Source organism: Pandoraea oxalativorans (genome assembly GCF_000972785.3).
GTDB classification, from domain to species: domain Bacteria; phylum Pseudomonadota; class Gammaproteobacteria; order Burkholderiales; family Burkholderiaceae; genus Pandoraea; species Pandoraea oxalativorans.
The window spans coordinates 1,238,646-1,258,715 of the sequence record NZ_CP011253.3 but is presented as its reverse complement, the minus strand read 5'-3'; the positions used below and the strand labels follow the sequence as shown (position 1 = coordinate 1,258,715).

Annotated in this window: 19 protein-coding genes; 8 read left to right on the top strand and 11 right to left on the bottom strand. The window is 63.2% G+C overall.

The genetic code is table 11. From position 1 onward, the window contains the following. Positions 1 to 22 precede the first annotated feature (22 nt). The 7 genes from MB84_RS05775 to MB84_RS05750 all read right to left on the bottom strand — a co-directional run bounded on the left by MB84_RS05775 (position 23) and on the right by MB84_RS05750 (position 5,583). A complete protein-coding gene (locus MB84_RS05775; RefSeq protein WP_052652991.1) occupies positions 23 to 931 on the bottom strand; it encodes an alpha/beta fold hydrolase in 909 nt (302 codons plus the stop codon). Between the two features lie 111 nt (positions 932 to 1,042). Next, complete coding sequence (locus tag MB84_RS05770) at positions 1,043 to 1,600, bottom strand: cupin domain-containing protein (RefSeq protein ID WP_039400236.1); 558 nt, start codon at positions 1,598 to 1,600, stop codon at positions 1,043 to 1,045. A gap of 40 nt (positions 1,601 to 1,640) precedes the next feature. Beyond that, positions 1,641 to 2,414 (bottom strand): SDR family oxidoreductase, encoded by a 774-nt coding sequence (locus MB84_RS05765; RefSeq protein ID WP_046291085.1) that lies wholly within the window; start codon positions 2,412 to 2,414, stop codon positions 1,641 to 1,643. Between the two features lie 54 nt (positions 2,415 to 2,468). Then, positions 2,469 to 3,251: an ABC transporter permease gene (locus MB84_RS05760; protein ID WP_046291084.1), complete on the bottom strand. Its 783-nt coding sequence runs from the start codon at positions 3,249 to 3,251 to the stop codon at positions 2,469 to 2,471. 74 nt (positions 3,252 to 3,325) lie between these two features. Beyond that, positions 3,326 to 3,592 (bottom strand): hypothetical protein, encoded by a 267-nt coding sequence (locus MB84_RS30885; protein WP_245725489.1) that lies wholly within the window; start codon positions 3,590 to 3,592, stop codon positions 3,326 to 3,328. After that, the gene (locus tag MB84_RS30880) at positions 3,535 to 4,194 is read right to left on the bottom strand and encodes an ABC transporter ATP-binding protein (RefSeq protein WP_245725488.1); all 660 of its coding nucleotides are present in this window, start codon (positions 4,192 to 4,194) and stop codon (positions 3,535 to 3,537) included. Before MB84_RS30880 ends, MB84_RS30885 begins: the two co-directional genes overlap by 58 nt. 312 nt (positions 4,195 to 4,506) lie before the next feature. After that, positions 4,507 to 5,583 (bottom strand): porin, encoded by a 1,077-nt coding sequence (locus MB84_RS05750; protein ID WP_046293451.1) that lies wholly within the window; start codon positions 5,581 to 5,583, stop codon positions 4,507 to 4,509. Between the two features lie 492 nt (positions 5,584 to 6,075). Between MB84_RS05750 and MB84_RS05745 the strand changes: the two genes are divergently transcribed. The 4 genes from MB84_RS05745 (at position 6,076) to MB84_RS05730 (ending at position 9,970) form a co-directional block, all read left to right on the top strand. Further along, positions 6,076 to 7,233 carry an FAD-dependent monooxygenase gene (locus tag MB84_RS05745; protein WP_046291083.1) on the top strand — a complete coding sequence of 386 codons (1,158 nt, stop codon included), beginning with the start codon at positions 6,076 to 6,078 and terminating at the stop codon, positions 7,231 to 7,233. Positions 7,234 to 7,288: 55 nt separating this feature from the next. Next, positions 7,289 to 8,149, top strand: a complete 861-nt coding sequence (locus MB84_RS05740; protein ID WP_046291082.1) for an IclR family transcriptional regulator — start codon at positions 7,289 to 7,291, stop codon at positions 8,147 to 8,149. A 262-nt stretch (positions 8,150 to 8,411) separates the two neighbouring features. Continuing rightward, on the top strand, positions 8,412 to 9,407 hold the full coding sequence (locus tag MB84_RS05735) for a hypothetical protein (RefSeq protein WP_046291081.1): 996 nt from the start codon (positions 8,412 to 8,414) through the stop codon (positions 9,405 to 9,407). A 260-nt stretch (positions 9,408 to 9,667) separates the two neighbouring features. Then, positions 9,668 to 9,970, top strand: a complete 303-nt coding sequence (locus tag MB84_RS05730; RefSeq protein WP_157122641.1) for a hypothetical protein — start codon at positions 9,668 to 9,670, stop codon at positions 9,968 to 9,970. A gap of 158 nt (positions 9,971 to 10,128) precedes the next feature. Here MB84_RS05730 and MB84_RS05725 read toward each other — a convergent pair whose 3' ends face one another. After that, positions 10,129 to 10,830 (bottom strand): ArsR/SmtB family transcription factor, encoded by a 702-nt coding sequence (locus MB84_RS05725; protein ID WP_046291079.1) that lies wholly within the window; start codon positions 10,828 to 10,830, stop codon positions 10,129 to 10,131. Positions 10,831 to 10,967: 137 nt separating this feature from the next. On the opposite strand from MB84_RS05725, the gene MB84_RS05720 reads away from it, so the two are divergent. The 4 genes from MB84_RS05720 (at position 10,968) to MB84_RS05705 (ending at position 16,543) form a co-directional block, all read left to right on the top strand. Further along, complete coding sequence (locus MB84_RS05720) at positions 10,968 to 12,173, top strand: cytochrome P450 family protein (protein ID WP_046291078.1); 1,206 nt, start codon at positions 10,968 to 10,970, stop codon at positions 12,171 to 12,173. A 259-nt stretch (positions 12,174 to 12,432) separates the two neighbouring features. Next, on the top strand, positions 12,433 to 13,809 hold the full coding sequence (locus MB84_RS05715) for an MFS transporter (RefSeq protein WP_046291077.1): 1,377 nt from the start codon (positions 12,433 to 12,435) through the stop codon (positions 13,807 to 13,809). A 112-nt stretch (positions 13,810 to 13,921) separates the two neighbouring features. After that, entirely contained in the window at positions 13,922 to 15,175 is a 1,254-nt protein-coding gene (locus MB84_RS05710) for an Hsp70 family protein (protein WP_046291076.1), read from the top strand. A 147-nt stretch (positions 15,176 to 15,322) separates the two neighbouring features. Further along, positions 15,323 to 16,543 carry an ISL3 family transposase gene (locus MB84_RS05705; protein ID WP_046289972.1) on the top strand — a complete coding sequence of 407 codons (1,221 nt, stop codon included), beginning with the start codon at positions 15,323 to 15,325 and terminating at the stop codon, positions 16,541 to 16,543. A 66-nt stretch (positions 16,544 to 16,609) separates the two neighbouring features. Here MB84_RS05705 and MB84_RS05700 read toward each other — a convergent pair whose 3' ends face one another. The 3 genes from MB84_RS05700 to MB84_RS05690 all read right to left on the bottom strand — a co-directional run bounded on the left by MB84_RS05700 (position 16,610) and on the right by MB84_RS05690 (position 19,910). Continuing rightward, positions 16,610 to 17,128 carry a hypothetical protein gene (locus tag MB84_RS05700; protein WP_046291075.1) on the bottom strand — a complete coding sequence of 173 codons (519 nt, stop codon included), beginning with the start codon at positions 17,126 to 17,128 and terminating at the stop codon, positions 16,610 to 16,612. Between the two features lie 21 nt (positions 17,129 to 17,149). Then, positions 17,150 to 18,358, bottom strand: a complete 1,209-nt coding sequence (locus MB84_RS05695; RefSeq protein ID WP_065225834.1) for an AAA family ATPase — start codon at positions 18,356 to 18,358, stop codon at positions 17,150 to 17,152. A gap of 175 nt (positions 18,359 to 18,533) precedes the next feature. Then, entirely contained in the window at positions 18,534 to 19,910 is a 1,377-nt protein-coding gene (locus MB84_RS05690) for a GntT/GntP/DsdX family permease (protein WP_084009624.1), read from the bottom strand. Between the last annotated feature and the right edge of the window lie 160 nt (positions 19,911 to 20,070).

Genomic DNA, 20,070 nt, shown 5'->3' with positions numbered 1-20,070 from the left:
GTTCCGTGCGGTCGGTGCCATTTCAGCGCTCCCCTGCCGCGACACGTTCGAGCCACGCGGCGAGCGCAGCATTCAGAACGTCCGGCGTTTCGATGTACGACGCGTGACCCGCGCCGTCGATGATTTGCAGCGGCGCGCCCGCGACGTTCGCAATGACCTCGCACGCGGCAGGCGACGTGATGCCGTCCTGCGCACCTACGGCCACCGCAACGGGACCGGCCTTGGCGCTCACGTACTGTGCGAGTTCGCCAGCGACGTCGCCATTCGAGAGCAGGTGCGTCGCCTGCCGGTAGCCGACGGGCAGCACCCGCGACATGTTCCATTTCACCCACGCACGCGGCAGATCGGCGGCGTCGGGGGCGACGAGGTTGTCGCTACGCTCACGCGCCATGCCTGCGGGGCCGAGCTTGTCGAGCATCGCCAGACGGCTGTCGCGCTTGGACAGGCGCACCTCGGCATCCGCGCGGCCGTAGCCGTTGGCGGGCGAGCAGAGAAAGAGGCCGCGCACGCGGTGCGGGGCGCGGCTTGCAAACTTCGTCGCCACGATCGCGCCCAGCGAATGGCCCACCAGCGCCACACGATCCAGACCCAGGGCGTCGAGCCACGCTTCGAGGGCGTCGGCATAGGCCTCGGGATGCGGTTCGGCGACGGCGACATTAGACGTCGCGCCATAGCCAGGTGCATCCCAGGCATACAGCGTTGCATCGAGCCCCGTGGCCTCGAACTGCGCCAGCCAGGACGCCGCGCCCGAGCCAATGCCGTGCAGCATCACGACCGGCACGCCCGCGTCGCGCTCTGCGCCCGCGCAGCGATAGCCGACGGTGCCCGCACGGGTGGCGACGGTGCTGTACGCAAACGCGTCCAGCCGTGCGCGCAAGGACGCAACGACATCGTCTTCTGGCGCTTCGTGTTGATGGGCTTCGGCTTGCATGGCGGCTTTCGTCTAACGTTTGCGAATTTGATGCAGACTTCCGACTGCGTGAATTTCTGCCGATGCCGTGCGCGCATTCGACACACGGACACCGGGCTTTTCCTTGCGGACTTACTTCATTTCGCGCTTGATCTTCGCAAGCGGCGAATCGGGCGGATACGTCGGCGTGACCGGCTTTTGCGAGCCGAGCATCACGCACATCAGCGCGTCTTCGTCGCCAATGTTGATTTCCGTGCGGTACACACCCGGCGGCACCGAAATCAGATCGCGCTCGCCGAGAATGGCTTCCCACGTTTCACCGTCACGCTCGCAGATCACCTTCATCTTTCCGCGCATGACGAAGAAGATTTCCTCGACATCCATGTGGATATGGCTCGGGCCGATGTTGCCGGCCGGAATCACCATCGTGGAGAACGTGAAGTGACCGGCGGGCACGGTGTTGACGTCCTTGGCCACACCGGTGCCGCCCGTGCCGACGTAGCGCATCTGCGCGCGACGGTACTTCGGGTCGTAGTCGGCCTGGAACTTGAGGGCATCCCAGTCGTATTTGCGCGTCGAGAAACGGGCGACGCGGGTCTCCAGCCAGTCACCGAATGCCTGACCTTCGGTCTGCGTCCAGCTCTCGACGGCCTGCGGCGTCGCGGTGTTTTTAGCGTCGGCTTGCGCCATGATCTAACTCCTGAAAGGCGTTGCGAATGAGAGTGGCTCGTCAGGGCATGACGAAGCCGCCGTTGACCGGCAGAACCTGTCCGGTCACGAATCGGGAAGCGTCTGAGAGCAGGAATAGCACCGGGCCGACGACGTCGTCCGGCACTTGCGCGCGTGGCAACGCACGTCCCTCCAGATAGTGACGATGACGCGCCGCCGGGACATACGCCGTGGCTTCGACTTCGACGAGCCCCGGCGCGATGGCGTTGACGGTGATGCCGTCCGGGCCGAGTTCGCGTGCGAGCGAACGCGTCATCGACATGACCGCGCCCTTGCTGGCGGTGTAGGCAAGCAGGCGCGGCGCGCCCCACAGCGCCGTGTCGGACGCGACATTCACGACGCGGCCCTGCCCCGAGGCACGCAGGAACGGCAGTGCGGCCATCGTCATGAGCCACGTGCCGCGCACATTGACGTTCATCACGGCGTCCCACGTCTCGATGCTCAGCTCGGTGGCCATCTTGCCGCCCGAATTGGTGATCGCACCGTTGTTGACGAGCCCGTCGATACCGCCCATTTGCTGGCCCGCCGCTTGCGCAGCCGCGTCCACCGATGCGGGGTCCGACAGGTCGACGCGCACGAACGACACTGCGTATCCGGCGTCTTGCAATTCGGCGGCCAGCGCTTCACCGGCTTGGGCGGCGATGTCGGCAATCGTCACTTGTGCGCCACGCGCTACAGCTGCACGGACGAAGCCTTCGCCGAGGCCGCGCGCACCGCCGGTGATCAGCAGTTTCTTGCCATCGAGCGGCGGCAGTGCGTCGATGTCGAGCGGCATCACCGGGGGGGTCGACAGTTCGTTCACGATTCGAGTCCTTGTGAAGTCCGGCGCTCAGGCGATGTTCATGGCCGCACGAGGCACGTAATGCAGTGCGCGACGCTCCAGCCAAACCACCGCCGCGTAGGCTGCGATACCGATGACGGTCAGCCCGGCAATCGCGACGAACACCATCGCGGTATTGCCCTGCCCTTCGCCGTACACCAGCAGATAACCGAGGCCACGGTCACCGCCGACCAGTTCGCCAACGGTCACGCCGATCACGGCCAGCGTCGACGCGATGCGCAGGCCTGCGAACAACGCCTGCATGGCCGACGGGAATTCCACGAAGCAGAAGATCTGCCAGCGGCGGCCGCACAGCGCGCGCACCAGATTGACCATGTCGGGATCGACCGAGCGCACTGCGCCCAGCACGTTGATCATCACGGGGAAGAAGACGATCAGCACCGCGACCAGAATCTTCGGATAGATCGTGTAGCCCATCCACATCACGAACAGCGGCGCGAAGGCGACCTTCGGCGCGATCTGCAACGCGAGGATGTACGGCGAGAGCATGGCTTCGGTCGACGGCGACAAGCCGAGGATCACGCCGATCAGCACGCCCAATGCCGAGCCGATCACGAAACCGGCGATCACTTCGAGCGCCGTCACGCCGATGTGCAGCCACAGGTTTTCCACCTGGAACATGCGCACGCCTTCGACCAGGGTCGACGACAGCTTGGGCAACACGAATTCGGGCACGCCGAACGCCGTCGGGCCCCATTGCCACACGGCCGCGAAGAGCAGCAGCAGCACGAAGCTACCGGCAGTCAGTTGCGTTTTGGAAAGGGATTTCATAGCGGAGATTCCAGTGTCTTGTGCGAGGGGCGAACCATTTCTCATCGATGCGGATCGATGCGGATCGATGCGGCTCAACCGAGGTGGTCGTCGCGACCGACCTTGAGCAGTTCCATCAGATGCGCGACGTACTCGTTCATGCCCGCTTGCTTGCGGCGCTCGATGGGGTTGTCGCGGTGCGGCAGATCGACGGTGATCTCTTCGATGATCGTGCCGGGACGCTCGCTCATCACGAACACACGGTCCGACAGCGCAATGGCTTCCGCGAGATCGTGGGTGATCATTAGCGCCGTCTTGCCTTCGCTGGCGAGCATCTGCGCGAGGTCTTGCTGGAGCACCATCTTGGTTTGCGCATCGAGCGCCGAGAACGGTTCGTCCATGAGCAACACGTCCGGCTCGACCGCCAGCGTGCGGGCAGTGCCGCGCGTTGACGCATGCCGCCCGAGAGCTGGTGCGGGTAGTGGTTCTCGAAGCCCTTGAGGTGGCAGCGCGCGAGCAGCGCCTTCGCGACTTCGGCGCGCTCGGCCTTGCTGCGGCCACGAATCTGCATGCCGAGTTCGACGTTCTTCTGAATCGAGCGCCACGGCATGAGCAGATCCTTTTGCAGCATGAACGCGACTTGCTGCGACGGGCCGCGCACCGGCTTGCCTGCCAGCGTCACCTGCCCTTCGCTGGGGGCGTACAGACCGGCGCCCATGTTGAGCAGCGTGCTCTTGCCGCAGCCGCTCGGGCCGATCAGCGAGACGAACTCACCGGCCTTGATACCGATGGAGACATCGGAGACAGCGGTCATCTCGCCCTTGCCCTGGCGATTTTTGAAACGACGCGTGACGCCGCGATATTCGATAGCGAACGGCAACGGTGCCGCTGCTGGCTGCGCGTGGCGCGCGTCGGCATACGCCTCGGCTACGTTTGCGTCCTTCAATTGAATCGACCTGAGCATGGGAAACCACCGTGTTTCTGGATGTTCAACTTGCCTCGGGCAGCCTGCGGCGACTGTTCGCGTGCACGGCTTGCCAGCCCGTCTTTCTCTTTCGCGTCACGTTTCATATACGAAACGTTGATTTACTTATGGATCAATTATAGGGAGTGATGGCCGCAGTCAAAATTGTTTTTTGACTAGGGGAAACCCGAATTCATGGGCTTTCCGGGGGAGGCGCGCGATGTTTTGGGCAAAAAAAGCGCCGACGGGCAAAAGCCGGCCGGCGCATCAAGAGAGACCACTGGGTGAAAAAGGTAAAAGCGCGCGAGAGCGTCAGAACGAGTGGTGCACGCTCGACATGATCACGAGCTGGTTCGACGTCGACGACGGGCTGATCGTATTGATCGCCGTCACCGCGCCGTTGCCACTTGCGTGCTGGTACGCACCGCTCACGTAGACCTGCGTGCGCTTGGAGAACGCGTAGACGTCACCAAGGCTGACCTGTGTCCAGCGCTTGCCGGACATATTGGTCGTGGCCGCGCCGAACGTGATCGTGTTCGGCACGCTCGTCGCGAAGTTCACACCGGCGTCGAACGATTGATAGGTGTCGTTGTAGCCGGGGGACTGAAGCTTCACGCGCGTATAGAGCGCGTGCAGCAGCCACGGCCCGAAGCCATAGGACACGCCCGCACCCATGTTCTCGACGTTCGATGCCGCATAGGTCGCCACCGGCTGGCCCTGGAACGTGGCCCCGCCGAGCGCCGCAACGTTCGGCGTGCGGTTGTTCTCGTTCGAGTAGACGGCCGAGGCCTTGAAGCCGCCGTTCGTGTAGTTCGCGGCCACGCTCCACTTGCGACCGTTCGCGAAGTTCGTGTTGTTGCCGAACGAGAGCATCGCACCGGCCTTGAAGCCCATGTAATCCGGCGTGACGTAGCGCACCGAGTTATCGACCTGCACGACGGACGTGTTGGCGAGTTCGTCGAGGTTGCCCGGGTGGAACATGTACCAGTTCATGCCCAGATAGGCCGTGCTGAACGGGCCCAGCCAGTCGAAGTTGAACGTGGTCATGTGGCCGATGGTGAGCGTGCCCATCTTGTCCGACTGCAAACCGACCCACGACTGGCGGTTGAACATCGATCCCGCCTTGATCGTGTTGCCCGTGAGGGTCGAGAAGCCGTTTTCCAGCAGGAAGATGGCGCGATTGCCGCCGCCCAGATCTTCCACGCCACGCAGACCCCAGCGGTCCGGCTGCGAGCCGCCCTGCTGTGCAATCCAGTTAGCACTGCCGCCCTGGTTGTTCACGAACGCCACCCCGGCATCCATGCTGCCGTACAGCGTGACGTTGCTCTGTGCGTGTGCTGCGACCGGCACGCCGAGCGCCAGCAGCGTTGCCGCCGCGACCGTCGTCATGCCCAGGATCCGCCCCATCGGAAACCGCTTCATCTTTGAACTCCTGTCGTTCGATGATTCAAGAACGATGGATACGTCCGCCAAAAGCGCAGCCAGGCACGGCCAGCCCGCAACCGATACGCCCGTTTTGCGACGTTCCACCTGTAAAACGTTGGATTACTTATGAAACCAACTGAGCGAAGCTTAGGCCAGGAGACTCTTGTCGCTCGCAGCGGAGATGCACGAATTGATGACAGCAAATTGGCGTGATAACGCGCGTGTGTTGAGTAGGAAATGTCCGTTGGCACAGGCAACTGCTTTGACACCAAACGTCCCGTCGGCGTTGCCGGAAGTCCCGTTCCGATGGCGCTCGACATCAATGCCCTGACTCGGGATTTACCCGAGGAAGACTTGCGGCCGACCGAATCAAACAATAATATTTGAACATCATGTTCATATTTGAACGTTTTATTTTTTCCGATTCATCGATACGCTCGTTAAAGGATGTGCCCCATGCAACCCCCCCTCATCGGCATCAACGGTGCCGGCATCGGCGGTCTGGCCGCCGCCATCGGATTGCTCCGTGCAGGTTTTCGTGTGCGCGTATATGAGCAGGCGTCGCAGTTCGCGCGCGTCGGTGCGGACATCAACCTGACGCCGAATGCGGTGCGTGCACTGGACGGACTGGGCGTTGGTGACGAACTTCGCAAGACGGCCGCGCAGCCGAGCCATCGCATCAGCCGCATGTGGGACTCGGGTGAAACGACGTCGAGTCTGGAGATGGCGCAGACCGCGCAGACGAAGTACGGTGCGCCCCAGCTCACGATGCATCGCGCCGATCTGTTGCAGGCGCTGGAGCAAGCCGTCCCTGCACACGCCATTGCGCTGGGCAAGAAGCTCGTGTCGTTCGAAGCGCCCGATGCGGGACAGACCGGCAGCATTCGCCTGACGTTCGCCGACGGCACGCATGACGACGTCGACGTGCTCATCGGTGCCGACGGCATCCACTCGGTCGTGCGCCGCGGCCTGTTCGGCCAGGAGTCGCCGGAGTTCACCGGCGTGGTGGCGTACCGTGCCGTCGTCCCCGCAGAGAAGTTGAGCGGCGTGCCGAATCTCGGTGCGTTCACCAAGTGGTGGGGACCGAACCCGTCGAGCCAGATCGTGACGTTCCCGCTTAACCTCGGACGCGACATCTTCGTGTTCGCCACCACACCGCAGGACAGCTGGACGCTCGAATCGTGGACCGCGCCGGGCGACGTGCACGAACTGCGCGCCATGTATGCCGACTATCACAGCGAAGCGCGCGCCCTGCTCGACGCATGCGACAGCGTGCTCAAGTCGGCGCTCTACGTGCGCGATCCGCTGCCGCAATGGTCGCGCGATCGCGTGTCGCTGCTGGGCGATGCGAGCCATCCGATGATGCCGTTCATGGCGCAGGGCGCAGGCATGGCCATCGAAGACGCTGTGGTACTGTCTCGCCACCTCGCGGATGCCGGTACGAACGCCGACGCGGCGACGCTGGCGAATGCACTGGCACGATACGAAGCCGCGCGTCGCGAGCGCACCGCGCGCGTGCAGATCGGTTCGCGCGGTAATCAGTGGCTCAAGGAAGGCGGCAACGCCGACTGGGTCTACGAATACGACGCCTGGCAAGTGCCGCTCGCCGCCTGAGTCCGTCAGGACTTCCGAGCATCGCTGTCCGATTTTGACGAAGGGATTCGAACGTATGACGAAAGCAACGTCCGCCAACGCGCCAGCCGCAGGCACCTCTGAGACGGAGGCACAAGACCCTGCGCAAACGGGTCTCGTGACGCCGGTCATGCGCGCGCTCAAGCTGCTGCGCTACGTGGCGGACGGCGGCTCGACGGCGAACCTCAGCGACGTCGGACGTCGCATCGGCGTGAACCGAGTGACGGTCATGCGTCTGGTGGAAACGCTGCAATACGAGGGTGTGCTGGAGCCGCTGCCGCACGGCGGACATCGGCTCGGTCTCGGGTTTCTGACGCTCGCGGCCAGCGCCCTCGCAGGTGAAGACCATCTCGCCACGGCACGACGCGTACTCACGCGCGTGACGAGCGAGACCGGGTTGTCGAGCTATCTTACGGTGCTCGACGGCGCGCAGGTGCGCTACCTCTTGTGCGAAACACCTGCCCTGCCGCTGGTGAGCAACATCCGCGCAGGCAGTCGCGTCACGGCGCATCTGACGGCGCCGGGCCGGTCGTTACTGGCCCATCTGAGCACCGAGCGCCGTCGGGCCTTGCTCGGACCTGAGCCGTTGGCGGCCGCGACTGCGCAAAGCGCGCGGACCTACGCGGCGTTAGATGCACAGTTGTCCCGCGACCGCGAGGCGGGTTGCGCATGGAGTCAGGACGGCTTCGAAGCGGGTATCGACGCCTGCGCCGCCGCTGTGCTCGACGCTCACGGTCGGCCGTTGGCAGCGCTGAGCGTGGCCGGTCCGCGGGCGCTCGTCGGCACCGATTCCATCACACGCGAGCGCACGGCTCGCGTCGTGAAGTCGGGCGCTGCCGATCTCGCCGTATTACTGGCAGACGCACCCGCTTTCCTCGCGGCGGCGGAACGGGCCTGATACGTCGTCTTTGACGTCATCCGTTTGAACAGGCGGCATGCAGGGTAATGCCGTCTGTCGCACAGCCTCACAAGTCAGCGGAAATTGTGCGCTCGCCAGCGTTTCCACAACGCGCGGCGTAACACGCCGTAACACGGTTTTTGCCTTACTTTCCCCACTCAAAGCCCCGGAACACCCGTCTCGATTGCTAGGATTTTCTGTCACGGGCACAGCATGCCGCATCGATTCCGCGCATGTCGGCGCCCGCTTTGCGGCGAATCCAATGACGAAGATCTCTCTGAAATGGCAGCACGTGGCGGTAGCCGGCGTGCTTTGCGGTGCCTCGGCGTTTGCGCAGGCACAGGAAGCCACCGTGTTCGCGGGCGGCATGAATGCGCGTAACGACGATAACGCGCACACCTATGCGTGGGGCTTCGATTATCGTCAGGCGCTGAGCGAGCATTTCGCGACCAGCTTCACGTGGCTGAACGAAGGCCACGTGCCGGATCATCATCGCGACGGCTTCGCGATGCAGGTCTGGGCGCACCAGCCGCTCTTCGACCGGCGATTCGATATCGCGGTCGGCGTCGGCCCCTACCACTATTACGACACCGTTCAGGGCAGTCGCGCACGCCGCTACGAAGACGATCACGGCTGGGGGGCGATGTTCTCCGTCGCCGCGACGTGGTACTTCGAAAGCCGCTGGTACGTGCAGGCGCGTGCCAACTACGTGCAATCGCCGTCGAGTGTGAATTCCGTCACGTATTTGCTCGGCGTCGGCTATCAGTTGGAGAAGCCGTCGTCACCCGGCCCGCTGGCGGGCGGTTCCACGCCGGGATTGCCGACGGGCGATGTGCTGTCTGTGCTGGCGGGGGTGTCTGTGGTGAACAGCCTCGATTCGCAGAATGCGGCAGCGGAGGCGGTCGAATACCGCCACGGCTTCGGGCCGTGGTTCGACGGCACGGTGTCGCTCATCAACGAAGGACACAGCGATATCGGCAACCGTCAGGGCGCGGCGGCGCAGGTGTGGATCAAGGACGACTTCTTCGACGACCGCTTCAGCCTCGGTCTGGGCTTCGGACCTTATGTCACATGGAATAAGTACAGAGAGAACCGTGCGGCGGACGGTGCGCAGAACGTCGTCGCCGGGTTGCTGACGATGAGCGCCGCCTACCGGTTCGCCGATCACTGGGTCGGACGTCTCTCGTGGAACCGGGTCATCACGGGCTACGACCGCGACAGCGATATCTTCCTCGCGGGCGTCGGGTACAAGTTCTGACGCCTTGCGACATCCTGTCGCACTCCTTTTAATTAACATCTTCATTAGAGTCTTCGCTCGACATCCCAGATGCATATCGGGTGTCTTGAAACCCTTATCCGACGAGGGTTTCGAGGCGATTCATTCTTCGCAATTCATTGTTGCGCCGCATGCGGTTACTCCTGCGACGTGGTCGTCCTACCTTAGAGGCGTAGGCGGTGCCGGACTCGAAAGCGAGCTGGCCGACCACCCGAAAAAAAAGCAATGACAGGAGAACAATCATGACCCGCACTCTTTCTCATCTGATGATCGCCGCAACCCTCGCTGTGGCCGCTGCCCCGGCAGCGTTTGCAGGCACCGGCGGCAACGGTTATCCGAACGAAAACTTCTTCTGGCAATCGAGCGTGTACAGCGAACAACTCGCTGTGCCGCGCGCTGAGGTGAAGCAAGCACTGATCGACGCACAAGGTTCTCTGACACAGACCGATAGCCAGTACCCGGTACTCAAGACCTACGGCACCCCGGTAGGTGCTCACGTGCAAGGCTCGACCGCTCTGATGAACTCGACTTATCGAGGGAATTGATCGGTCGTTGCGATCACACTGAGCTAGGCGTCGGAAGCCTCTCGATTGAATCCGCGAAGATGCCCGGCGATTAGCTCGGTTGAAAAAGAAACACCCCGCGCAATTTGGCGGGGTGTTTCTTTTTGGCGACAGAAATCAGGGGATTGTCGGCCGAGCGGTCAGACGGCGATGGCCGAAAGCTTGCGCTCCCCCAATGGCGTGACGCGTAGCGCCCGCGCCTCGCGCGTCGGTTCGAGCCATTTGGCCGCGAGACAAGTGGTGAGCAGCGCAGCCCCCAAAGCGCCGCCGAGATGCGGCTTGCGCTCGCTCCAGTCCGGGCAGGTGCAAGCGAAGCGACGACGTCGCGCATGCGCCTGAGTGAGATCGACGCCGAGCGCGGACAGTCCCTCGGTGCCTGCATCGGTGAGTGCCACGTCGCTGCCATCGATACGAATCCATCGACGGTCGTGCATCCGCGCGAACAGGGCGACGGCGATCTCGCCGGCGAGATGGTCGTAACAGGTGCGCGCGTGACGAAGGGGGATGGGTGTTCCACGGCTAACCGGCACCGGACGCGGCCGAAGCTCCCGCGTAGCGAGGACAGCACTGGCAAGCGCCTCGATGGCCGCCGCCGTTTCCGGCGTCGCGATCCGAAAATACCGATGCCGTCCCCGCGCCTCCTGCGCAAGAACACCACCGTCGACGAGGCGGGCGAGATGGCCGCTGGCGCTGGAAGGCGATAACCCGGCCACCAATGCCAATTCGCCCGCAGGACGGGCAGAGCCATCCATCAACGCCCAAAGCATGGTCATGCGGCCGGCGTCGGCAAGGAGGGCGGCGAGGGAACTGACGCCCGGTGCGGCATCGCGTGCGGTGTCCATGTCCGGACTCCATTGAAGAATATGTCCGCAGTATAGGTCCGACGGTGCGTTCAACAGTTCAGGACAGGATGAAACGTGGCAGACGCCTCATGGCGCATCCTTGACACCGTCGAGACACGTTTCAGAGGCGCTTCGCCATGTCATTTGCCCCCCTTGCATCGCCCACGCAGCCGCACAACCGCTCTCCCGCGAATGCGACGGAAGCCGTCACCCACCCCGATCCTTATCCGTACTACACGTCGCTGGCCACGCGGCGCCCCTTTGGCTTCGACGCATCGCTCGGCCTGTGGGTCGCTGCCGGACCGGAAGCGTTGACGGAGGTATTGGGGCATCCTGCTTGCGGGGTACGTCCGGCGGGAGCAGTGGTGCCTGCCGCGTTGGCGGACGGCCCTGCGGGTGAGTGGTTCGGGGCGCTCGTTCGCATGAACGACGGGCCCGCTCATTCGGCGATGAAGCCCTGGCTCAACGCGCAGCTTGCGACGCTGCACGCCGACCGGGACACGCTCGTTCGTCTGCACGACGCCAGTCAGGCCGCCTGCGCCGACGCCTACCTCGCGCGCGGAGATGCGCCCGCCGCCCGCCTCGACGACTTCGTCTTTCGTCAGCCCATTTACGGTCTCGCAGCATTGCTGGGCGTGCCCGCCTCGCAATGGACCGAAGTCCATGAAGATGTCCGGGCATTGGTCGCGGCGATGGCGGAAGCCGGTAAGCCGTCGCCGCGCGCCGACGTGCTGGCGCATGGACACCGAGCCGCTGCGGCGCTGCGTCTGCGCGCCGCTCGCTGGCTCGACAACGACGCCGCCTCGGACACCTGGCTGCAAGAGGTCGCCCGGCGCGCAGCAGGCAACGACAGTATCGACTTCGCCGCCCTTACGGCGAACGTCGTCGGCCTCTTCACGCAAACCCACGACGCTTGCGCCGGTCTCGTCGCTAACAGCGTCCGACGGCTTGCACGAGGTACGAACGGCATCTCCGCGTCGGCGGATCCGACAGACCTCGGCGTCGCCATCAAGACCGTCAGCGACGTCATCCGTTTCGATCCGCCGGTACAGAACACACGACGCTTTCTGCACGCGCCCGCTGTCATCTGCGAACAGGCCCTAGCACCGGGCGACGCCATTCTTGCCGTGCTGGCGTCTGCGCCGCCGAGCGCAACGCCGGATGGCATGGCATGGACCTTCGGAACCGGCGCGCACGCCTGCCCGGGACGCTCCCCCGCCAGCACGATTGCCGCCGTCGGTGTTCACGCGATACGCCAAACTGGCGAAGACCTTTCGTCGCTGGCGAGCGGCGCCACGTATCACCCGCTTGGCAATATCCGCATCGCTCGGTTTTCCGCGTAGGCGTGACGTTTTTTGAGACGACTGACGGCGGCCCTTCGATTGTGTTTTATCTGACGAAATATAAGTTTCATACAATAAAACACATGACGCTGACATAATCGCCTTTGCCCGCAAGGCTTTGCGCGACGTTCCGCCGTCCGCCCGGGATTTCAGGCAGCATGACACTTTCCGCTTCGCCCCCCTCGTCCATCACCCTCTGCGGTTGCGGCAACCCCGCGCGACGGACGGCGGACAGGCGACCGATGCTCCTGCTGCTCTCATGTCCAATACACTTTCCGACGGCATGCCCATGCCTGCACGGCTCTGGGCCGTCGCGACCGTCATGCTCGCTATCGCGTTGTCTGTGCTCGACAGCGCCATCGCCAACGTCGCACTGCCGACCATCGCACGCGATCTGAACGCCAGCCCCGCCACCTCGATCTGGATCGTCAACGCGTATCAGCTCGCCATCACCATTTCGTTGCTGCCGCTCGCCGCACTCGGCGAAATCGTGAGCTACCGGCGCGTCTACACGGTCGGTCTCGCCCTCTTCACCGTCGCCTCGCTCGCCTGCGCGCTGTCCGACTCGCTCGTCACCCTGACGCTCGCACGCGTGGCGCAGGGCTTCGGGGCGGCCGGGATCATGAGCGTAAACACGGCGCTCGTGAAGACGATCTACCCGTCGCGCTGGCTCGGACGCGGTGTCGCCCTCAACTCGCTGATCGTGGCTGTCTCCTCCGCCGCCGGGCCGACGATTGCCGCAGGCGTGCTGTCCATCGCGCACTGGCCGTGGCTCTTTGCGATCAACGTGCCGCTGGGTATCGTTGCGTTTGCCATCGCCGTGCGCTCGCTGCCGGACAGCACACGCTCGTCGCATCCATTCGACTGGACGGGCGCGCTGTTGAGCGCGCTGACGTTCGGGCTACTGATCTCCGGCATCGATTCGTTCGGCCACGGTCAGGCGCGCTGGCTCGTCGCCGTCGAGATCGCGGCGGCCGTCGTCATCGGGACGGTCTTCGTACGCCGCCAACGCAATCAGCCTGTACCGTTGCTGCCCGTCGATCTGTTGCGCATTCCGATTTTCGGGTTGTCGATCTGCACATCGATGGCGTCGTTCTGCGCGCAGATGCTCGCGTTCGTCTCGCTGCCGTTCTTCCTTCAGGACACGCTCGGCTTCGATCACGTGCAAACCGGCCTGCTGATGACGGCGTGGCCGCTCACCATCGTGGTCGTCGCCCCGATGGCGGGACGCTTGCTGGAGCACTACAAGCCGGGTCTGCTCGGTGCAATCGGGCTGGCGGCGTTCGCGCTGGGTCTGCTCGCGCTCGGCTTGCTGCCCGATCAGCCGGGCACGTTCCACATCGTCTGGCGCATGGCGCTGTGCGGTTTCGGCTTCGGGCTGTTCCAGTCGCCCAATAATTACGCGATGCTGATGTCCGCGCCGAGCCATCGCAGCGGCGGCGCGAGCGGCATGCTGGGCACCGCGCGGCTGACCGGACAGACGACCGGCGCGGCGCTCGTGGCACTCGTATTCAGCGTTGCGCCGCAAGGCTACGGCACGCGGGCGTCGCTATACGTGGCGGCCGCGTTCGCGGCGGTGGCGGCGGTCGTGAGCAGTCTTCGCACGTTGCCGTCAGCACAACCGGCGGTCAAATGAGATCACTGCGAACCCCACTTCCCGGGCCGTGCAGGCGAGTTCATCCGGTCGACCGTCCGGCCGTGCTACACTGCCGACCTTTTACGGCTCGCCCGCGCGGGCCGCAAACGCCATGAGTTTCTGCGCCATCGATTTCGGCACTTCGAATTCTGCCGTCGCCGTGAAAGGCGGCAGCGCCATGCGTCTGGTCGAACTTGAGGCCGGCTACGGCACGCTGCCCACCGCCGTGTTCTTCAACGCCGACGAAGGCGGCCGCGCCTCGTTCGGGCGTCAGGCCGTCGCCGATTACGTCGATGGCTACGACGGGCGCCTCATGCGCTCGCTCAAAAGCCTGCTCGGCTCCTCCCTCATCGAAAGCACCACCGACCTCGGTAACGGCTCGGCGATGCGCTACATCGACATCATCGCAACGTTCCTGCGTCATCTGCGCACCCATGCGGTGAAGGCGGACGGCGGCGATCTGCGTCAGGTCGTGATGGGGCGTCCGGTGTTCTTCGTCGACGACGATCCGAAAGCCGACGCCGCCGCCCAGCGCTCGCTCGAACAAAGCGCGCGCGACGTCGGCTTCCAGAACGTGCATTTCCAGTTCGAACCGATCGCCGCCGCATTCGATTACGAATCGCGCCTGACGGAAGAACAGCAAGTGCTGGTCGTGGACATCGGCGGCGGTACGTCCGACTTCTCGCTCGTACGTGTCGGCCCGGATCGCGCCCGTCATCTGGATCGCAAGGACGACGTGCTCGCGCACCACGGCGTGCACATTGCCGGTACGGACTTCGACCGCCGCATCGAGCTGGCGACTATCCTGCGCGAACTCGGTTACAAGGCCCTCGGCCCGGACGGCAAGGAAGTCCCCAATCGGATTTACTTCGATCTGGCCACGTGGCACCTGATCAACACCGTCTACACACCCAAGCGCGTAGGCGAACTGGCGCTCACGGCGCATCTGTATGCCGACGCGGCGCATCACCGTCGTCTCATGCGCACGGTCGAGCAACGCCTCGGGCACGCGCTGGTCGGTCTTGCGGAAGAGGCCAAGATCGACGTGTCCGCTGGCGGCGGAACGCGCATCGATCTGTCGGTCATCGAGCGCGATCTGGGCGTGGCCTTCTCGGAGGCCGGTCTGGTGGAAGCCGTGAGTGACGAAATCGCCAGCATCACGGCGGGTGCCGTGCATACGGCGTCGCTCGCCGGGCTGCGCGCCGAGGATGTCGACGCGCTGTACTTCACCGGCGGCTCGACGGGCCTGCGTTGTCTGTCCGGAGCGATGTGCGCCGCCTTCCCGAAAGCGACGCCGGTCTTCGGCGACCGCCTCGCCAGCGTGGCGCTGGGTCTGGGCATTCACGCAAAGCGCGTGTTTTCCTGATCGCTCGTCTCACTCGCCCCGCAATGAAAAAGCGCGCGACCGAAAGGTCAGCGCGCTTTTTTATGGTTCATCGCGCAATAGCGTGGAGGGATTTGACAAGTTTTCGTACTCTTGATGGCAGGAATTTGCCATCAGGAGTGCGTGGAGATGCTGGATCGCAAGCTGCTGGAGTCGCTGGGAGGCTGGCAGGGCTATGCCGTCGAACGCGTGGAGTGGCCCGAGGGCACAGGGCGCACGCTGTCGATCTATTTGAAGCCAACCGCCAAGGTGATGCTGTGCGAGCAGTGCGGCGCACGATGTCGCCAGGTCCATGAGACCACGGTGCGCCGGGTGCGAGATCTGCCGTTATTTGAGTACCGGGTTGTTCTTCATGTTCCACGCCGGCGCTTGTTGTGTGAGCAATGCGGTGGCCCGCGCCTGGAGCGGCTTACTTGGCTGGGTCGCTACCAGCGGGTGACGGATCGGCTTGCGGCGGCCTGCAGCCAATTGCTGCAATCGAGCAACGTGCAGGCGGTGGCGAGGTTCTTCGAGCTGGGTTGGCATACCGTCAAGACGCTGGACAAGGCCCGGCTCCGAGCGTCAGTGCGCGAACCGGATTGGTCCAGGATCGAGTATTTAGCGATGGACGAGTTCGCCCTGCATAAAGGGCATCGGTACGCGACGGTAGTCGTCGATCCGATCAGCAGGCAGGTGCTGTGGATCGGCCCAGGACGCTCACGCGAGACGGCTCGGGCGTTCTTCGAGCAATTGCCGCGTGGGGTCGCCCAACGCATCAAGGCCGTAGCCATCGACATGACTACGGCCTACGAGTTAGAAATCCAGGCCCACTGCCCACGGGCGGAGATCGTCTATGACTTGTTCCATGTCGTGGCCAAGTACGGACGAGAGGTCATTGATCGGGTGCGCGTGGATCAGGCCAACCAACTGCGCCAGGACCGTCCCGCGCGCCGGGTCATCAAATCGAGCCGCTGGCTGTTATTGCGCAACCGCGACAAGCTAGACCGGCAGCAGGCCGTCCGGCTCGACGAATTGCTGCAAGCCAACCAGCCGCTGCTGACGGTCTATGTCCTGAGGGACGAACTCAAGCGGCTCTGGTTCTACCGAAGACCTGCCTGGGCAAAACAAGCCTGGCACCACTGGTGCGAGCAGGCCGAGCAAAGCGGAATAGCCCCCTTGAACACCTTCGCTCAGCGTCTGAAAGGCTATCTGCATGGCATCCTGGCCAGATGCCGACATCGTCTAAACACCAGCATCGTTGAGGGCATTAACAACACTATCAAGGTCATTAAGCGGCGCGCCTACGGCTACCGAGACCAGGAATACTTCTTCCTCAAAATCCGCGCCGCCTTCCCCGGTAATGCTCAATGAACCTTTTTTATGCCGTCAGGTGGAGCTGAAAACCGCATTGATCAAGCTGCGCGTAGAGCAACCGCGTCAGCGCGGCAATTTGGTATGTCTCGCGGGGAAGTCGATCCCAGCTTGGGCCAACGCCCTTGCTTCCTTGCTGCCCGGCAACACTCGCAAATCGCCGGTGAAAACCCATTGAAGCGGCTTATACCCGCCAACGGCCGTCATTCTTGTCATCTCTTTCAGCCTGCGGAAAGGCGGCTCGGCCAGCTTAGCTTGCAACCACTTCGCCTTGCGCACCATGCTGGCAACTTCGCCAGTACTGGAAGCGGGGTGCGGCTCAAGCCAGAAAACATACTCTTGACCGCCTGTAGCGATCCCTAAACCATAGTCCCATCTCGGCGAGTTTGGCTCAGCTTCGCGAAAGTGACCATCGAGGTCCACGCTCCCTGTGTGTTTGCACTGAGGATGCAAACTCACCAGGTCCCGATATTTGCCTTCCAGCGCATTCTTCCCTGGATGATGCGTCACGTCAGCATCATTCGCCGCTTTGGAAAAGGCGGTTGCTTCGGATACCTTTTCAGCAGCTTTCTTTGTCTTGGCCATCGAATCAGTCGGCGTCGCGTGTCATTGATTCTCGCGCTTCTTGCGAGTCTGTTTGGTGGGTGCAGCGTGAACCGCATTTGTAACCGCCGCATTTGCCTTCGACGCAAAACCCACCACACCGCCCCACTCCGACTCCTCGATGGCATCCGCCATCGGGTCCAGATTCGAAATATCGCGCGCAGACGAATTCCGGTCGAAGTAGTAGACCTTGAAGTCCTTTTCCAGAGTACTGGTCGCAAGTTCCTTCGTGTACGGAACAGACCTCAAGTCAAACAGCTTTCGAACGCTTGCTTCGCTTGCCTGATTTTTCTTGAGCTCTTGCAGCGCCCACACCATTTCCAGAACAACCGGTGTGTGGGTCGACAGAACGACCCGATAGTTGCGACGCAGCAGCTCCAGTACCAGCAACAGTACGGCTTGAATGCCCTTCGGGTGCAGCCCCATCTCCGGCTCTTCGATGACGACCCAATCGATCGTCTGCGTCACCGTCTTGCCCGACTTTCGTTTAGTCTTGGACGTACACAGCCAATACAAGCCCATCAACATCGGCGTGAATTCTCGTTGCCCCGCCGACCATGAAAGAAACCCAAGCGGCTTCTCCTGCCCCGGCACCTGAAGTGCCAGGCGCTTGGTGAACTCACTGTTGTCGACAACGAGGCTCGTTCTGCCAAACAACTGCTCCGCGATGGGCTCGCGAAGCGATTCGTTCAAGCGGTTCGGCGCAGGGAACAACTCGCGCATTGTCGCGAAGTCGTTCTGGATCAGATCGTGCACAGCGTCACTGAAGGATCGAAGCACATACGGATCGCCGAAATTGAAGGTACCGAAGTTCTGCGATACGCCGTTCGGCAGGCTCATCACGCGTTGGGCCGGAATGTAGAACAAGCGCTCATAGCGGGTCTTACCTTTGCTCGGACGCGCCAAATCTCTCAGATTCCAAGCCTTCCCATCGAACGAAATGGCGGATCGTTCGGACCAGCCACCCGCGATCCCACGACCATAGAAAGCGTCGAGAAAGGCGTCCTCATCGCCATCAAACGACATGCTGTGATGCTTGAACATGTCGTGAATCTGATCGCGATCGATCAGCAGCTTGAGCGTCTGGAGAAAAATACTCTTGCCGGTCGCCTGAGGACCGACGATGACGGTCAAATCGCCAAAGGAGACGTCTGCCGACTGAATAGGGCCGAATTGGCTGAGTTGCAAACGAGGGGATTTCGCCTTTGCCAATGCATGCTCCAATGAGAAAAGGAGGACGAACGGAATGGCCGAGATTGTACCTTGCTACGTCACGTGAAAGGTATCGGCAGCTCGACCCTGCGACGCACCTCATACCCAAGGCAAGCGTCCCGCCGTCATCGACGGCGGGCAAGCAACTTCGCAAGTTATATGAGGTTCAGAGCTTTCACGCAAGGAACTGCCAGAGCAGCAACGTCATTGCCAGCCCGACCAGAGACACGATGGTCTGTAACACCGACCACACCCACAGCGTCTCCTTGAGCTTGAGGCCGAAATACTCGCGCACCATCCAGAAGCCCGCGTCGTTGACGTGGCAAAAGAACACCGACCCCGCACCGATCGCAAGCGCAATGAGCGAGCCCTGCACTGGCGGCAGATGCGTCACGAGCGGCGCGACGATACCGGCCGTCGTCGTCGTGGCAACCGTTGCCGACCCCGTCGCCTGACGCAGCGCCACGGCGATCAACCACGCCAGCAGAATCAGCGGCATATGCGTGCCCACCGCCACCTTGCCGATGGTCGTGGCAATGCCCGCCGTCACCAGCGCCTGCTTCAGCCCGCCGCCCGCACCGATGGTGAGCAGCAGCCCGGCAATCGGCGGCAGCGCACGACGCAGCGTCTCGCCCACGCGGGCGCGCGGCAGACCGCGTCCCCAGCCCAGCACGACGATGGCCACGATGACCGTCAGCGCCAGCGCAATGATCGGCTCGCCCAGGAAGTTGAGCGCGTCGAATAGCGGCGTCTCCGGCGTCAGCGCCACCTTCGCAAGCGTGCGCCCCAGCATCAGCACGACCGGCAGCAAAATCACCAGCAGCGCCGCCGCACACGGTGGCTGCGACGCGTCGTCGTCACGCTTGGTGAATAGCTCGCCCATTTGCTGCGGCGCCTGCACCTGCAAACGCGGCGCAAGCCACATGCCATACAGCGGCCCCGCGAGAATCACCGCCGGGATGGCGATGATCAGCCCGAGCCCCATCGTCATGCCCAGATCCGCGTGCAGCGCGGACACAGCGATCAGCGGTCCCGGATGCGGCGGCACGAGCGCGTGCAGCGTCGTCATGCCGGCAAGCGCGGGAATCGCCACGCGCAGAATCGGCGTGTTCGCGCGACGCGCCATCACGAAGATGATCGGCACCATCATGACCAGACCGACTTCAAAGAACAGCGGCAGGCCGATGATCATGGCCACGAGCGCCATCATCCACGGCAACGCCGCGCCTTTCGCAAACTTCAGCAGTACCGTGACGATCCGGTCGGCTGCGCCGGTGTCGGCCATCAACGCCCCAAGCATAGCGCCGAGCGCGATGATCATGCCCGCATCACCGAGCAGACTGCCTGCGCCCTTGCTGAAGGAACTGGCCACTGCTTCGAGCGGCAACCCGGCGCCCAGCCCGGCGATGAATGTGCCGATGAGAATCGACAGGAACGGGGATAGCTTGAGTGCACTGATAAAAACGATGATGGCCACGAGGCCGACGAGACAGGACAGCAGAAGGCGAGTGTCGTGCGCTGCCCAAGGCACGACGTGGTTGACTATCTCCACGATGATCCTTGATGACGAGAAACGAAAACACCGGCGCGCAGCGCGCGGCCGGTGTGTGCAGGGATTGTGCTACTGGAGACGGCCACATGCACGCATGGACCGCAACGCCCCGTGGGACGGGGCAGGCGGGAGGCAGCGGCAAGTTTCGATCGACAAAACA

Bases quoted from the DNA above. Each gene is read 5' to 3' on its own strand.
- MB84_RS05775 (WP_052652991.1), bottom strand. From the start codon at position 931: ATGCAAGCCGAAGCCCATCAACACGAAGCGCCAGAAGACGATGTCGTT.
- MB84_RS05770 (WP_039400236.1), bottom strand. From the start codon at position 1,600: ATGGCGCAAGCCGACGCTAAAAACACCGCGACGCCGCAGGCCGTCGAG.
- MB84_RS05765 (WP_046291085.1), bottom strand. From the start codon at position 2,414: ATGCCGCTCGACATCGACGCACTGCCGCCGCTCGATGGCAAGAAACTG.
- MB84_RS05760 (WP_046291084.1), bottom strand. From the start codon at position 3,251: ATGAAATCCCTTTCCAAAACGCAACTGACTGCCGGTAGCTTCGTGCTG.
- MB84_RS30885 (WP_245725489.1), bottom strand. From the start codon at position 3,592: ATGGTGCTCCAGCAAGACCTCGCGCAGATGCTCGCCAGCGAAGGCAAG.
- MB84_RS30880 (WP_245725488.1), bottom strand. From the start codon at position 4,194: ATGCTCAGGTCGATTCAATTGAAGGACGCAAACGTAGCCGAGGCGTAT.
- MB84_RS05750 (WP_046293451.1), bottom strand. From the start codon at position 5,583: ATGACGACGGTCGCGGCGGCAACGCTGCTGGCGCTCGGCGTGCCGGTC.
- MB84_RS05745 (WP_046291083.1), top strand. From the start codon at position 6,076: ATGCAACCCCCCCTCATCGGCATCAACGGTGCCGGCATCGGCGGTCTG.
- MB84_RS05740 (WP_046291082.1), top strand. From the start codon at position 7,289: ATGACGAAAGCAACGTCCGCCAACGCGCCAGCCGCAGGCACCTCTGAG.
- MB84_RS05735 (WP_046291081.1), top strand. From the start codon at position 8,412: ATGACGAAGATCTCTCTGAAATGGCAGCACGTGGCGGTAGCCGGCGTG.
- MB84_RS05730 (WP_157122641.1), top strand. From the start codon at position 9,668: ATGACCCGCACTCTTTCTCATCTGATGATCGCCGCAACCCTCGCTGTG.
- MB84_RS05725 (WP_046291079.1), bottom strand. From the start codon at position 10,830: ATGGACACCGCACGCGATGCCGCACCGGGCGTCAGTTCCCTCGCCGCC.
- MB84_RS05720 (WP_046291078.1), top strand. From the start codon at position 10,968: ATGTCATTTGCCCCCCTTGCATCGCCCACGCAGCCGCACAACCGCTCT.
- MB84_RS05715 (WP_046291077.1), top strand. From the start codon at position 12,433: ATGTCCAATACACTTTCCGACGGCATGCCCATGCCTGCACGGCTCTGG.
- MB84_RS05710 (WP_046291076.1), top strand. From the start codon at position 13,922: ATGAGTTTCTGCGCCATCGATTTCGGCACTTCGAATTCTGCCGTCGCC.
- MB84_RS05705 (WP_046289972.1), top strand. From the start codon at position 15,323: ATGCTGGATCGCAAGCTGCTGGAGTCGCTGGGAGGCTGGCAGGGCTAT.
- MB84_RS05700 (WP_046291075.1), bottom strand. From the start codon at position 17,128: ATGGCCAAGACAAAGAAAGCTGCTGAAAAGGTATCCGAAGCAACCGCC.